Below are 13,513 nucleotides of genomic sequence, written 5' to 3'. Positions count from 1 at the left end.
GACCACCACGCAGGTCGCCGGAGCCCCGAGAACCCGAGACCCAGGAAGACTGAAGAGGCACACCAGCGTGGCGAACATCAAGTCCCAGATCAAGCGCGTCAAGACCAACGAGAAGGCCCGGCAGCGCAACAAGTCGGTGAAGTCCTCGGTGAAGACGGCGATCCGCAAGTTCCGCGAGGCGGCGGACTCGGGTGACACCGAGAAGGCCCTCGAGCTGCAGAAGGCCGCGGCCAAGGCGCTGGACAAGGCGGCCGGTAAGGGCGTCATCCACAAGAACCAGGCCGCCAACCGCAAGTCGTCGCTGGCCAAGCGGGCCGCGGCCCTCTCGGCCTGATCCTTCCGCGCCCGACGGGGCGCGGTGCACGCTCCCTCCAGAGCGTCTGACGACGGCGCTGCCCTTTCCCGTGGGGCAGCGCCGTCGTCGTGTCCGCGCCGGGGGCGCCCGTGATCGTTGCGAGTGGTCAGCCGGTGCCGCGGGCCTCGACGACCGCGAGCACGGCGCGTTCCAGCGCGTAGCCCGGGTCCGCCGCGGCACCCTTGACGTCCGCGTTCACCTGCGCGGTGGCGGCGATCGCGACGGCGAGCCCGGCAGGCCGCCAGGCCCGCACCTGGCCCTGGGCCTTGCGGATCTTCCACGGCGGCATGCCGAGGCTGCCCGCGAGCCGGTTCGGATCCCCGCGGCCCGCCGACCCGACCTTGGCCAGGGTGCGCACGGCGTCCGCCAGCGCGTCCGCCACCAGCACCGGGGCGACCCCCAGCACCAGGGCCCACCGCAGCGCCTCCAGCGCCCCGGACCGGTCCCCCGCGACGGCCTTGTCCGCCACCGCGAACCCGGTCGACTCCGCCCGTCCGCGGTGGTAGCGGCGCACCGCGGGCCCGTCCACCCGGCCACCGCTGTCCGCCACGAGCTGTCCGGTCGCGGCCGCCAGCTCGCGCAGGTCCGACCCGACGGCCTCGAGCAGCACCGACACGGCCTCCGCGGTGATGGTGCCCCCGGCCCGGCGCGCCTCGGACCGCACGAAGTCCGCCCGCTCCTCGGCGCGCCCGAGCTTGTCGCACCGGGTGACGACGGCACCCTTCCTGCGCAGGTCGTCCGCCAGCTGCTTGCCCCGCGCCCCGCCCGCGTGGGTGGCCACCAGCACGATCCCCTCCGCGGGCTCGTCCCCGTAGGCGAGGATCGCCGCGGCGAGGTCCTTGGCGGCCTCGTGCGCGCCCTGGACGACCACGACCCGGGACTCGGCGAACAGCGACGGGCTGAGGTGCCCGTTCAGCTCGCCGGGGGTGAGCTCGGACGGCCGGAAGCGACGCAGGTCGGTGTCGGGGTCCACCGCGCGCGAAGCCCGCACGATCTCCGCGATCGCCCGCTCGACCAGCAGCTCCTCCTCGCCGACGACGAGCTGCAGCGGGGCGGGGGCCTTGGTGGTCGGCGCGGTGGGCACGCCGCCATCGTCTCGCATCGCACCGACACTCCGCGACGCACCTCTGCGGGGTGACCCCGCTCCCAGATGGCGGAACGACCTGGCCGACGGCTCACGGCGTGCCGTAACGTGGGCGACATCCGGATCATCCGGGCGCCCGCCCTCCGTGGGGCCGGGCACAACTGAACATGGCTCATCCAGAGGGGCAGAGGGAACGGCCCGTTGAAGCCCCGGCAACCGGCGTCGCTTGATCCGCGCGTCACACGTTCTTCGTGTGCGCCCGTCGACGAACCAGGTGCCAATTCCGGCCCGCGCCCGCGGGACAGATGAGGAGATCTGATGACTCTCGCTGCTGACACCCCTGCCACGACCTCGTACGATCTGGGCTCCGCGCGCGCCCTCTCCTGTCGCGAGTGCGGCGCCGAGGCCCCGCTTGCCGCGGAGTTCGCGTGTGCGCGGTGCTTCGGCCCGCTGGAGATCGCGTACGACTTCCCGGAGATCACCCGCGCGTCCATCGAGGCGGGGCCCAAGTCCATCTGGCGCTACCAGGACCTGCTCCCCGTCCCCTCGGACGTGCGGTCCCACCCCAACACCGAGCCCGGCCTCACCCGCCTCATCGAGGCCGACCGGCTGGCCGCCGAGCTCGGCGTCCGCAAGCTGTGGATCAAGGACGACACCGGCAACCCCACCCACTCCTTCAAGGACCGGGTCGTGGCCGTGGCCCTGGCCGCGGCCCGTGAGCTGGGCTTCTCCGTCCTCTGTTGCCCGTCGACCGGCAACCTGGCCAACGCGGTGGCCGCCGCCGCGGCGCGCGCGGGCTGGGACTCGGTGGTGCTGATCCCGTCCAACCTGGAGCAGGCGAAGATCACCACGACCGCGGTGTACGGCGGCACGCTGCTCGCGGTCGACGGCAACTACGACGACGTGAACCGGCTCGCCACCGAGCTGGCCGCCGAGCACGAGGACTGGGCGTTCGTGAACGTCAACGTCCGCCCGTACTACGCCGAGGGCTCCAAGACCCTGGGCTACGAGGTCGCCGAGCAGCTCGGCTGGCGGCTGCCGGACCAGATCGTCATCCCGGTCGCCTCCGGCTCGCAGCTGACCAAGGTGGACAAGGGCTTCGGCGAGTTCGTGAAGCTCGGCCTGGTCGAGGACAAGCCCTACAGGATCTTCGGTGCGCAGGCCGCGGGCTGCTCGCCCGTCGCGACCGCGTTCGAGGAGGGCCACGACTTCATCCAGCCGGTCAAGCCGGACACGATCGCCCGCTCGCTGGCGATCGGCAACCCGGCGGACGGGCCGTACGTCCTGGACGCCGTCCGCCGCACCGGCGGTGCGGTCGGCCACGTGACGGACGACGAGGTGCGCGCAGGCATCCGGCTCCTCGCCCGCACGGAGGGCGTGTTCGCCGAGACCGCGGGAGGCGTGACCGTCGCGACCGCCCGGAAGCTCATCGAGGCGGGTCTGATCGACCGGGACGCCGAGACCGTCCTGCTCATCACGGGTGACGGCCTCAAGACCCTCGACGCCGTGTCCGGCGAGGTCGGCCCCACCGCGACCGTGCCGTCGACCAGCAAGGCGGTCCGCGAGGCGCTCGAGAACCGCTGAGACCGCCGGGACGACGACCCGACACACCAGGCTCCGCCACCGGGCCCGGGGACACGGTCCCCGGGCCCGGTCGCGTTCGCGGGCCCGGTCGCGGGCCGGGTCACGGTCGCGGGAGCGAGCCGGGGTCCGTTCGTGGGTCCGGGGCGACGCCGAGCCTCGCGGGGCGGGCAGCGGGTCCCCGCGCTCGACGAGCTCGTCCCCGGCCGTGAGTGCGATGTCCCCGTCGCGGTCGGTGCGCCGCACCGCGATCCCGGCGCCGCCGAGCAGGTCCATCAACCCCGGGTTGGGGTGCCGGTAGGTGTTGCCCGCCCCGACGCTGACCAGCACTGCCCGCGGCGCGACGGCGGCGAGGAACTCTCGGCTGGTGTAGCGGGAGCCGTGGTGCGGCATCTTGAGCACCTCCGCGCGCAGATCGGCCCCGCTCGCGAGCAGCTGCGCCTGGGCCTCCAGCTCGATGTCGCCGGTGAGGAGGATCCGCCCGGCGGGCGTCGTCGCGCGCACGACCACGGACGTGTTGTTCACCGCGGTCCCGTCCTCGCCGTCCACCGGCTCGGCCTCGGCAGGCGCGAGCACCTCCAGGGTGAGCTCCGGCCAGACCACCCGACGGCCCGCGGTGAGCTCGACCAGCCCCGTCCCCGCCTCCCGGGCCTGCGCGGAGATCCGGCGCACCGCGGACTCCGGATCGTGCGACGGGCCCAGCGCGATCCCGCCCGCGGGCCGCCCGCGCAGGGCTCCGGCCAACCCTCCGATGTGGTCCGCGTGCAGGTGGCTGAGCACCACGAGGGCGACGGCGTCGACGCCGAGCCTGCGCAGGCACCCGTCGACGGGACCGTCTGCCGGGCCCACGTCGACGAGGACGGCGCGCCCCGGTTCACCGGTGGCGAGCACGATCGCGTCCCCCTGCCCGACGTCGCAGGCCACGGCCACCCAGCCCGCAGGCGGCCACCCCGGCCGCACGATCCGGGTGGGCAGCAGGACCAGCGCGAGACCGACGACGACCGCCAGCACGAGCAGCCGGGACCGCCGGTACCGGAAGGCGATCACCAGGGCGAGCAGCACCGCCGCGAGCAGCCCGGCGCCGATCGGCCCGGCCGGCCACGGCACGACACCGCCCGGCACCGCGGCGGCCCGGTCCGCCACGACCACCATCCACCCGACCGCGGGGCCCGCGACCCCCGCGCAGGCCGCGGCCAGGGCCGGGCTCCAGGGCGACACCACGGCGGCGAGCACCCCGAGCACCGTCGCCGGTGCCACGGCAGGCACCACGAGCAGGTTCGCGGGCACCGTGACCAGGCCGACCTGCCCGTTCAGCCCGGCGATGAGCGGTGCCGTCGCCAGGCAGGCGGCCGCGGGCACCACCAGCAGCTCCGCCACCCCGAGGGGCACCCGCCTGCGCTGCAGCGCCGCCGCCCAGCTCGGCGCGACGAGCACGAGCGCCCCGGTGGCCAGCACCGAGAGCGCGAAACCCGCGTCCACCGCCAGGGCCGGATCGACGAGCAGCAGTACCAGGACCGCCGCGGCCAGTGCGGGCACCGCGCTGCGCCCCCGACCCAGCCCGAGCGCGAGCAGCACGACCAGGCCCATCACCGCGGCCCGCACCACGCTCGGGGAGGGACGGGCCAACACCACGAACCCGACGACCGCGAGGGCGGCCGCGCCCGCCGCGAGCCGGGGGTCGGCCCGCAGCAGCCTGCCCACCGCGAGCACCGCCCCGCCGATGATCACGAGGTTCGCGCCGCTGACCGCCGTGAGGTGGGTGAGACCGGCCGCGCGGAAGTCCTCCTCGACCTCCGCGGTCTGGTGCCGGGTGTCGCCGACCGCGAGCCCGGGCAGCAGGCCCGCCGAGGACTCCGGCAGCACTCCGGCCGCGGCCTGCAGGCCGTCTCGCAGAGTGCCCGCCGCCGACTGCCACCACGGCGCGGGGCCCACCGCCGTCGGAGCGCCGCGGACCCGCAGGACGGCGACCGTGAGGTCGCTGCGCTGGGCGGGAGCGAGCAGACCCTCGGCGACCGCCTCCTGGCCCGGCAGCAACCCGGTCCATCCCGGAGCCGGGGCGAGGAGCAGGACCCGTCCGCCGGTGCGCCACTCCCCCGCCCCCGACACCGCGCCGACCAGCTCCGCGGGCACGAGCACGCGCGGCTCGCCCGGGACCGGGCTGCGCAGTACGCGCGGATCGTCGCCGATCACCACCCGCAGCGTCGCCGAGGCGCCCCGCTCTGCCGCCGCGCGCAGCGGATGGTCGTGGACCTGCCACGCCGCGACCGAGGCGGGCAGCCCGACCGCGACGGCACAGCCCGCAGCCGCCAGGAACGCGAACCGGGCCCGTCGCGGCGCCCACCTGCGCGCGGTGAGGGCCACCGCGACCGCTCCGCCGCACGCCGCGAGCCCGACGCCGGGGCCTGCGAGCAGCGCGAGGAGCGCGGCCGCCCAGGCTGCCAGGGCTGCAGGCACCAACCGCAGGTCAGGCCGGGCACGCGGGCCGAGATCGCCCCGGCGGTCAGGTGCTCCGCGGGATCGGCCCGGGCCGTGGTGCTCACGGCTCACACCGCCACCAGCCCTTCGAGCTGGGCGAAGCGGCGTTCACCGATGCCCTCGATCTCGCGGAGCTGGTCCACCCGCGCGAACCGGCCGTGGGCGGCGCGCCAGTCGAGGATGCGCTGGGCGGTGACCGGGCCGACGCCCGGCAGCCCGTCGAGCTGCTCGAGCGTGGCCCGGTTGAGATCGACCCGGTCCCCCGGGCCCGCGGCCTGCGCGCCACCGGCGGACGCCCCGCCCGCGTCGGGCGCGGGCGGCACCCCCACCGCGATCTGCTCACCATCGGCGACCCGGCGGGCGAGGTTGAGCGTGGCCAGGTCGGTGCCGGGCAACGCCCCGCCCGCCGCCTCGATCGCCTCGGCCACCCGGGTGCCGTCCGGGACCCGCAGCAGGCCGGGGCGCGCCACCCGGCCGGACACGCTGATGACGAGCTCGGCGGGCGCAGCGGCCGTCGGGGTCGGGGAGGGCTCGGCGAGGGAGACGCTCGGCAGCGCGGGCAACGGCTCGGGACGCGGGCGGCCACTCCACACGCCGACCGCCGCGACGATCGCCGCCACGGCCGCGACCAGCACCAACGCCACCGCGCCCACCCGGCCCGGATCCAGCCGGGCACCCCGCCAGGCTGCGGGGACCCAGCGTTCGGCCAGCCGCGCCACCCGGCCCGGTCGCCCGCCGGGGGCGTGGAGGGGTACGGCCTGCTCGACGCCGGGGTCCGCCTGCCCGTCCGAGCCGGCGAACACGGCCCACGGATCGTCTCCGCGCAGGGCGCCGAGATCCATCGGCAGGGTGTCGGGCTCGGCGTCCGCCCCTGCCGGTGGCGGGAACGCCGCCCGCAGGACCGGCGGCAGCGGGGACCGCGGGTCCGCCGGCGCGAGCCCGGACGAGGCCCCCGTCGTCGTCGCTGCTCGACTCTGACCGGACGAGTCCGCTGTGCGTGCTCGCGGCTCCGCCCGGGGGTGCCGCGGACTCGCGACGGGACCGCCCGCTCGTGCACCCGCGGAACCGCGCGGATGCGGCACCGCGAACGGCTCGGAGGCTTGGCGGGCGGTGCGCGGACCACCGGCGTGGGACGGCGGACGCTCGGTCACGCCCTCGACCCCCGACACCCGCCGGTAGGGCGGGCCGACGGGCGTGCCCAGCACCGCGGCGAGGCGCGATGCCGGGTTCTCTCGCAGGGGTCTTCGGGCCACGCCTCGACGCTAGGAGCGGATCGGGGCCGTGTCGGAACGCCGAGCAGATCTGTGGATCAGTGCGCTCCGCTGGGGACAACCGGCCCGATCAGTGAGCGGCGGGCACCGGATCGTCGGTCCCGTCGGGCAGGCTGGCCGGGGGGACCCGCGCCGCCCGGGGACGGGGTGGACAGGTGCGCGCCGCGAAGCCGGTGTCCCCGTGCGTCAGAGCCATCCGACACCCGACACCCCGCCCATGATCCACCCGCGGGGAGAGGACCGGTCGGGAACCGACCGTCCTCCGCCCCGAGTACGGATCAAGGAACGGGTCGGTCCCGCGGAACCACCACCACACCCAGCGCCCCGTTCCCGACGTGCGCGCCGATCACCGCGCTGATCTCCGAGACCACCGGGGCCGGGGAGCCGGGCAGGCGGGAGCGCAGCTGCTCCGCCAGGTCGGCGGCCCGTTCCGGGACCCCGAGATGGTGCACCGCGAGGTCCGCGCACTCGCCGGCCGCAGCGACGGCGTGCTCCACCAACCGCTGGGTCGCGCGGGCCGCGGTGCGGACCTTCTCCAGCACCGTGATCCGCCCGTCCACCAGGTGCAACAACGGTTTCACCGCCAGCACCGTGCCCAGCAGCGCCGCGGCCGTGCCGATCCGACCGCCGCGCCGCAGGCGGTCCAGCTCGTCCACGCTGAAGATCACCCGGCACCGCGCGGCGACCGCGGCGGCCGCCGCCTCCACGTCGACCGCGGGCAGTCCGGCGCGGGCCGCGCGGTCGGCGGCGAGCACGGCGAAGCCCAGGCCCATCCCCATCGCGCGCGAGTCGACGACCCGCACGCGCTCCGGGTCGACCTCCTCCGCGGCCAGCCGCGCCGCGTCCCAGGTCCCGGACAGCTCGCGCGAGAGGTGGACCGACACCACCTCGTCCGCCCCGGAGGACAGCAGGGAGCGGTACAGCGACGCGAACGACTCGGGCGTCGGGCGGGAGGTCTGCACGTCCAGGCGCCGGTCGGCGATGGCGGCGCTGAGCTCGCCGGGGCCGATGTCCACGCCGTCTCGCACGATCCGGGAACCGAGCCGGACCTCGAGCGGCACGACGCGCACGGCGCCGGTCAGCTCGACGGGCAGGTCCGCCGTGGAGTCGGTCACCACGGCCACCGCGGATACGGACATGTCGGGCAACCTACGGCCCCCTCGGGTGATCGTCGAGCAGCAGTTCGGCCAGTGTCTCCCCGACCCGGCGGTGCGCGGCCCAGCCCCAGTGCACGCCGTCGGGGTTGCCGTGCCCGCCGAGGACGTGCGCGGCCACCAGCGTACCGACGTCGAGCACGCGGACCCCTTGTGCCGCAGCCCATTCCCGCGTGGCCCGCTCCGCGGCGGCGCGTCCGGTGTGCACACCACCGTACTCGGCGGACCGGTGTACGGACGGCAGCATCGCGACCACGGGGATCCCCGGGCGCAGCGCCGTGACCGCCGCCCGGCACCGCTCCAGGTACTCGACGGTGAGCCTCGGTGGCAGCGCCACCCGCCCGGGCAGCGCTCGCGCGAGCCGCGGCAGGGCGGCGACGTATCCGGCGCGGACCCTGCGCCGCAGCGGTTCCGGCCGCAGCACCGGGATCAGCTCGCGCAGCGCCGTGGGCAGCGGGGACGGCAGCGAGTCCATCCCGCCGACCGCCAGCACGACCGCGGACGCGCGCGGCATCACCGCCCACACCCGCGGGTCGCCCGTCAACGCCCGCCAGGCGTGCCGGGCGGTCCAGCCGATCCCGGCGACCAGCTCGACCCGCGCGCCCAACGCGCGCCCGGCGACCGAGGGCCAGATGTCCGGGTGATCGGCGGGCTCCGGCCGCGACGGACCGTGGAACGCCAGGGAGTCCGCGAGGACCAACAGGTCAGACGACACCGATGTTGTACCCGGACAACCGCCACCGCGGGTGGTCCTTGCGTCGGGCCACCACCGCCCACTTGCAGTTGCCCATGCCGCCGATGATCGGCCAGACGCTCTCGGGCAGGTCCAGCAGCCCGGACACCATCCCGCCGATCATGCCGCCGTGCGCCACCAGCAGCACGGACTGGTCCCCGGGCTCGTCCGCCAGGTCGGCGTCGATCTCCTCGACGACCGGGAGGGAGCGCGCGACGACGGCCACCCGGGACTCGCCGCCGGGCGGGGTCCAGCGGGGGTCGCCGCGCCACTCGGTGATCTGGCCGGGGTAGTCGACGTCCACCTCGGCGACGCTGCGGCCCTGCCACTCGCCCAGGTGCGTCTCGCGCAGCCGCGGGTCCAGCTTGACGGGCAGGCCGATCGCCTCGGCCACGGTGTTCGCGGTGTCGACGGCGCGCGCGAGGTCGGAGGAGATGATCCGGTCGAACGCCATCTGCGCCAGCGCGGGGGCGGCGCGCACGGCCTGCTCCCGCCCCTCCTCGGTGAGCTGCGAGTCGATGTGGCCCTGCATGCGGCCCGCGACGTTGTAGTCGGTCTGACCGTGCCGCAGCAGGACGACCCGACGCAGCGTCACGCGGGGTTCCCCGTGATCTCCGGGAACTCCAGGGTCGGGCAGTCCTTCCAGAGCCGGTCGAGCCCGTAGAAGCCGCGCTCCTCGTTGTGCTGCACGTGCACCACGACGTCGGTGTAGTCGAGCAGGACCCAGCGCGCCTCGCGCGTGCCCTCGCGCCGCACGGGCTTGACGCCGTGCTCGCGCAGCTTGTCCTCGACCTCGTCGACGATGGCCTGGACCTGGCGCTCGTTCTGCGCGGAGGCCAGCACGAAGCAGTCGGTGATGACCATCTGCCCGGAGACGTCCAGCACGACGATGTCCTGGGCGAGCTTGTCCGCCGCCGCGGCGACCGCCACCCGGGCGATCTCCACCGCCTCCGCCGTTGCCGTCACCCGTGCACTCCCTCCGGGGCCGCGCCTCGGCCACCCACCACCAGTGTGTCAGCCCGTGGTCGGTGCGGCCCCGGTGGGCGCTCACTGCAGGTCGGAGGGGGCCGTCCAGGGCCCGCGCTCAAGGCTGCGGCGCGTAGAGCCTGCGCTTGGAGATGTACTGGACCACGCCGTCCGGGACGAGGTACCAGACCGGCCTGCCCGCGGCCACGCGGTCCCGGCAGTCCGTGGACGAGATCGCCATGGCGGGGATCTCCACGAGCGTGACGGCCCCCTTGGGCAGGTGCCCGTCGACGAGCTCGTACCCCGGCCGGGTGACGCCGATGAAGTGCGCCAACGCGAACATCTCCTCGATCTTGCGCCAGGACAGGATCTGGGAGAGCGCGTCCGCGCCGGTGATGAAGTAGAGCTCGGCGTCCGGCATCTGGCGGTGCAGGTCCGCCAGGGTGTCCGCGGTGTAGGTCGGCCCGATCCGGTCGATGTCCACCCGGCTGGTGGAGAACCGCGGGTTCGAGGCGGTGGCCACCACCGTCATCAGGTACCGGTCCTCGGCCGGGCTGACGTCCTTCTCGGACTTCTGCCACGGCTGCCCGGTGGGCACGAACAGCACCTCGTCGAGGTCGAACCGGTCCGCCACCTCGCTCGCGGCCACGAGATGGCCGTGATGGATGGGGTCGAAGGTCCCGCCCATCACGCCGATCTTGCGCTGCATCGGCGCAGGATATCCCGGGCCCTGCGTCACACGGCCGTCACATCGGCCGCGTACCGTCGTGTGAACCACTTGGTTCAACGAAGGGAACGCCATGTCCTACGGGTCCGCCGCGCTCGTCCCCCGCCGGGTCTCGTCCCCGGCCGAGGCCCGCGAGGTCGTCGAGGTCGAGGGGGCCGCGCTCGTCTCGGGCATCGCGTCCGAGGAGGCCGCGATGGAGTTCGGCCGCGCCATGCTCGGCGACGACCTGGTGCGGATCGGCCGCCAGATCGAGGCCACCCGGGCGAACGCCGAGGCCGAGGGCGCGATCGTGGACGCCCAGCCCGCGGACGAGCGGGGCCGCAAGCGCGAGGTCAGCCGCGACACCACCCTGCCCATGCCCCCGCACAACGACGGGTTCGCCTTCGGCGACGAGGCCCCGGACCGGCTGTTCCTGCTGCAGGCCCGGCCCGCGGCGGACGGCGGCGAGAACTTCCTGATCGACGGCCTCGCGCTGGTCGACCTGCTGCCCGCCGCGCTGGCCGAGTTCGTGCGCACCGTGCCGATCGACCACTCCGAGCCGGGGATCCCGCAGGGCGCCGTGCACCCGATCCTGCGCACCACCCCGGCGGGGCTGCCGCAGGTCCGCCACCACCCCTTCCTCGCCCCGGTGTCCGACGACGACTGGCCCGCCGTGCGGGCCTGGCTCGACGCCGTCGTCTCGGCCCGGGACACCGGGACCCGGTTCCGGATGGAGGCCGGGGAGATGGCGATCGTCGACAACTACCGTGTCTTCCACGGCCGCCACGGCTACGCCGACCCGAACCGGCTGCTCTACTCGATCTGGGGCTGGACCACGTCCGCGGTCGCGGTGCCGCGACGGGTCCTGGACATCGTCCACGCCGGTCAGCCGGTCGGCTGAGCGACCCGGGCGCAGCGATCCGCGAGCGCCGCCGCCGCGGCCGCGTGGGCCGCGGCGACCTCGGCCGCGTCCCCGGTGCTGAGCAGGTCGAACTGCAGCCCGCGCCAGAGCGCGACGATCTCGCGGCCGAGCCGCGCCGCCTCCGGATCGGGGACGCCCTCGCGGCGCAGCTGCCCCGCAACCAGGTTCGTCCAGTCGTGCCCGACCCGCGACAGGAACCCGTCGAACCGACCGGGCTGGTGCAGCGCCACCCCGTAGACCTCGAAGAACAGCCGGTGGAACGGGTGGTTCTCGGCCGCGGCGATGCCCGCCCAGCAGCGGTCGAGGCGCTCGGCGAGCGGGCCGGTCCCGTCCAGCCCGGTCATGGCCGCGGCGAACACCGGGAACCGGGTCGACGCCGCCATCAGCGCCTGCTCGATCAGTTGTTCCTTCGAGGAGAAGTAGTAGAGGAGCATGCGGTTGTTGGTGCCGATGGCCGCACCGAGCTTCCGGAGGGTGAGATCGGCGATGCCGTGTTCCAGGACGTAGCCCGCGACCAGACCGAGCAGGCGCTCCCGCTCCGACTCGCCTCCCGCTCCCATGGCGCACACCGTACCCACCGACCAGGAAGGCCCGACCCGTGTCCCGCGACCTCGCCGCGCTCCCCAAGGCCCACCTCCACGTGCACCTCGAGGGGGCCATGCGCCCCGCCACGCTGGACGACCTGGCCGCGGCCGCCGGCGTGCCGTCCCCGCCGGTGCGGGAGTACGACGGCTTCACCGAGTTCGTGCAGCGTTACCAGGCCGCCGACGCCCTGGTCGTCACCCCGCTGGACCTGCGCCGCATCGTGCGCGAGGTCGTCGAGGACGCCGCGGCCGACGGCGCGGTCTGGGTCGAGCCGCACTTCTACCCCCCGCGCTACGTGGGCCGCCCCGGGTTCGGCACGGTCGAGGAGGTCACCGAGCTGGTGATCGACGAGGGCCGCGCCGCGGCGGAGCGGCTCGGCATCGGCTGCGGGATCATGATCTCCGCACTGCGCGGCTTCCCCGTCGAACAGGCGACGGACCTGGCGCGACTCGCCGCCCGGTACGCCGACGCGGGGGTGGTCTCGTTCGGCCTGGCCGCGGACGAGTCGCAGTGGCCGCCGGAGCCCTACGCCGAGGCCTTCGCCATCGCCCGCGAGGCCGGCCTGATCAGCGCGCCGCACGCGGGCGAGCTCGCCGGACCGGCGTCCGTCCTCGGCGCGCTCGACGCCCTGGGCGCGCGCCGGATCTGCCACGGCGTGCGCTCGGTCGAGGACCCCGCCCTGGTGGAGCGGCTGGCCTCCGACGGGATCGTGCTGGACGTCTGCCCCACCTCCAACGTCCTGCTCCAGGTCGTCCCGGACCTGGAGCAGCATCCGCTGGCCCGGCTGCTCGACGCCGGCGTGCGCTGCACGCTCAACGGCGACGACCCGCTGCTGTTCGGCCCCGGGGTACTGGGCGAGTTCGAGCTGGCCCGCACCTCCCTCGGCCTCACCGACGCCCAGCTCGCCGCGATGGCCCGCACGTCCGTCGAGGCGTCCGGAGCGCCCGCGACGATTCGCGAGCCCGCCCTGGCGGCGATCGACGGCTGGACCACCTGACTCAGTAGAGGTGGCGGAACTGGACGCTGATCCGCGCCGCGGCGGCGCGGACCTTGGGCACCCCGTGCTGCCAGGTCCGCTGGCAGGTCCCGCCCATGACCAGCAGGTCGCCGGGGCCGGGCAGGAAGCCGACCGACGCCCCGCCACCGTGCGGCCGCAGCCGGAAGGGGCGCACGCCGCCCAGCGAGATCAGCGCGACGAGCGCGGTGTCCCGTTCGCGGGCCACCCGGTCGCCGTGCCAGGCCACGCTGTCCGCCCCGTCCCGATACAGGTTGGCCCCGACCTGCGTGAACGCGATGTCGTAGCGGGCGGAGAGCGCGTCCGCCGCCTCCCGCAGCACCGGCTCCGGTGCCTCGGGGACGGACCAGCGGTGGGTCAGCCGCGGCTCGGGCAGGGTGCGCTCGTACATCCGGACCTCACGCTGCGCCCAGGGCGTGTCCCGCAGCAGCCGGTCGAACAACGCGTCCGCGCCGGACAGCCAGCCGGGCACGAGATCGACCCACGCGCCCGCTCCGAGCTCGTGCCGGGCGAGCCCCGCGAACGTGCCGTCGACGGTCGACGCGGGCCCGTCCAGCAGGGAGGGTTGCCAGGCCAGGTCCATGGGACCGACCCTACGCCGCGATGTCGAACATCAGTTCGATCTCCCATTTGACGAGATCGCGCTCCCGCATCGTGGTACACGCA

At 75.2% G+C, this 13,513-nt stretch carries 13 protein-coding genes, 1 pseudogene and 1 riboswitch; of the genes and pseudogenes, 4 read left to right on the top strand and 10 right to left on the bottom strand.

Annotated features, from left to right (window positions below; all coding sequences use genetic code 11):
• The first annotated feature begins 67 nt into the window (after positions 1-67).
• A complete protein-coding gene (gene rpsT / locus ABD993_RS35845; protein WP_345428727.1) occupies positions 68-334 on the top strand; it encodes a 30S ribosomal protein S20 in 267 nt (88 codons plus the stop codon).
• Between the two features lie 127 nt (positions 335-461).
• Here rpsT and holA read toward each other — a convergent pair whose 3' ends face one another.
• On the bottom strand, positions 462-1,457 hold the full coding sequence (gene holA, locus ABD993_RS35840) for a DNA polymerase III subunit delta (RefSeq protein ID WP_425569248.1): 996 nt from the start codon (positions 1,455-1,457) through the stop codon (positions 462-464).
• Positions 1,458-1,608: 151 nt separating this feature from the next.
• Positions 1,609-1,751, top strand: a riboswitch (SAM riboswitch).
• A 6-nt stretch (positions 1,752-1,757) separates the two neighbouring features.
• Here holA and thrC point away from each other — a divergent pair.
• A complete protein-coding gene (thrC, locus tag ABD993_RS35835; RefSeq protein ID WP_345428725.1) occupies positions 1,758-3,023 on the top strand; it encodes a threonine synthase in 1,266 nt (421 codons plus the stop codon).
• Positions 3,024-3,410: 387 nt separating this feature from the next.
• On the opposite strand, the pseudogene ABD993_RS35830 reads toward thrC, so the two are convergent.
• The 7 genes and pseudogenes from ABD993_RS35830 to nadD form a co-directional block, all read right to left on the bottom strand.
• Positions 3,411-4,883 (bottom strand): annotated as a pseudogene (locus ABD993_RS35830) (ComEC/Rec2 family competence protein); the annotation flags it as partial.
• Positions 4,884-5,563: 680 nt separating this feature from the next.
• Positions 5,564-6,748, bottom strand: coding sequence for a helix-hairpin-helix domain-containing protein (locus tag ABD993_RS35825; RefSeq protein WP_345428723.1), 1,185 nt, complete (start codon positions 6,746-6,748; stop codon positions 5,564-5,566).
• Between the two features lie 296 nt (positions 6,749-7,044).
• Entirely contained in the window at positions 7,045-7,905 is an 861-nt protein-coding gene (locus tag ABD993_RS35820; protein WP_345428721.1) for a DegV family protein, read from the bottom strand.
• Positions 7,906-7,915: 10 nt separating this feature from the next.
• Complete coding sequence (gene octT / locus ABD993_RS35815; RefSeq protein ID WP_345428720.1) at positions 7,916-8,635, bottom strand: diglucosylglycerate octanoyltransferase; 720 nt, start codon at positions 8,633-8,635, stop codon at positions 7,916-7,918.
• On the bottom strand, positions 8,625-9,248 hold the full coding sequence (locus ABD993_RS35810) for a histidine phosphatase family protein (protein WP_345428718.1): 624 nt from the start codon (positions 9,246-9,248) through the stop codon (positions 8,625-8,627). The genes octT and ABD993_RS35810 overlap by 11 nt, the downstream gene beginning before the upstream one ends.
• Complete coding sequence (gene rsfS, locus ABD993_RS35805) at positions 9,245-9,619, bottom strand: ribosome silencing factor (RefSeq protein WP_345428716.1); 375 nt, start codon at positions 9,617-9,619, stop codon at positions 9,245-9,247. Before rsfS ends, ABD993_RS35810 begins: the two co-directional genes overlap by 4 nt.
• Before the next feature lie 118 nt (positions 9,620-9,737).
• Positions 9,738-10,328, bottom strand: a complete 591-nt coding sequence (nadD, locus tag ABD993_RS35800) for a nicotinate-nucleotide adenylyltransferase (protein WP_345428714.1) — start codon at positions 10,326-10,328, stop codon at positions 9,738-9,740.
• A 91-nt stretch (positions 10,329-10,419) separates the two neighbouring features.
• On the opposite strand from nadD, the gene ABD993_RS35795 reads away from it, so the two are divergent.
• Complete coding sequence (locus ABD993_RS35795) at positions 10,420-11,226, top strand: TauD/TfdA family dioxygenase (RefSeq protein WP_345428713.1); 807 nt, start codon at positions 10,420-10,422, stop codon at positions 11,224-11,226.
• On the opposite strand, the gene ABD993_RS35790 is transcribed toward ABD993_RS35795, so the two are convergent.
• The gene (locus ABD993_RS35790; protein ID WP_345428711.1) at positions 11,211-11,807 is read right to left on the bottom strand and encodes a TetR family transcriptional regulator; all 597 of its coding nucleotides are present in this window, start codon (positions 11,805-11,807) and stop codon (positions 11,211-11,213) included. The genes ABD993_RS35795 and ABD993_RS35790 overlap by 16 nt on opposite strands.
• A gap of 38 nt (positions 11,808-11,845) precedes the next feature.
• On the opposite strand from ABD993_RS35790, the gene add reads away from it, so the two are divergent.
• On the top strand, positions 11,846-12,829 hold the full coding sequence (add, locus tag ABD993_RS35785; RefSeq protein ID WP_345428709.1) for an adenosine deaminase: 984 nt from the start codon (positions 11,846-11,848) through the stop codon (positions 12,827-12,829).
• 1 nt (position 12,830) lies between these two features.
• Here the strand turns inward: add and ABD993_RS35780 are convergent, their stop codons facing one another.
• Positions 12,831-13,430: an alpha-ketoglutarate-dependent dioxygenase AlkB gene (locus ABD993_RS35780; protein WP_345428707.1), complete on the bottom strand. Its 600-nt coding sequence runs from the start codon at positions 13,428-13,430 to the stop codon at positions 12,831-12,833.
• Between the last annotated feature and the right edge of the window lie 83 nt (positions 13,431-13,513).

Source organism: Pseudonocardia xishanensis, from assembly GCF_039541715.1.
Classification (GTDB): Bacteria; Actinomycetota; Actinomycetes; order Mycobacteriales; family Pseudonocardiaceae; genus Pseudonocardia; species Pseudonocardia xishanensis.
The sequence above is the reverse complement of the archived record's forward strand: the minus strand, read 5'-3'. Positions and strand labels throughout refer to the sequence as shown.

Excerpts from the sequence above, each read along its gene's own strand:
- holA (WP_425569248.1), bottom strand. The coding sequence starts at position 1,457 with ATGCGAGACGATGGCGGCGTGCCCACCGCGCCGACCACCAAGGCCCCC.
- nadD (WP_345428714.1), bottom strand. The coding sequence starts at position 10,328 with ATGCAGCGCAAGATCGGCGTGATGGGCGGGACCTTCGACCCCATCCAT.
- ABD993_RS35820 (WP_345428721.1), bottom strand. The coding sequence starts at position 7,905 with ATGTCCGTATCCGCGGTGGCCGTGGTGACCGACTCCACGGCGGACCTG.
- ABD993_RS35780 (WP_345428707.1), bottom strand. The coding sequence starts at position 13,430 with ATGGACCTGGCCTGGCAACCCTCCCTGCTGGACGGGCCCGCGTCGACC.
- ABD993_RS35790 (WP_345428711.1), bottom strand. The coding sequence starts at position 11,807 with ATGGGAGCGGGAGGCGAGTCGGAGCGGGAGCGCCTGCTCGGTCTGGTC.
- thrC (WP_345428725.1), top strand. The coding sequence starts at position 1,758 with ATGACTCTCGCTGCTGACACCCCTGCCACGACCTCGTACGATCTGGGC.
- ABD993_RS35795 (WP_345428713.1), top strand. The coding sequence starts at position 10,420 with ATGTCCTACGGGTCCGCCGCGCTCGTCCCCCGCCGGGTCTCGTCCCCG.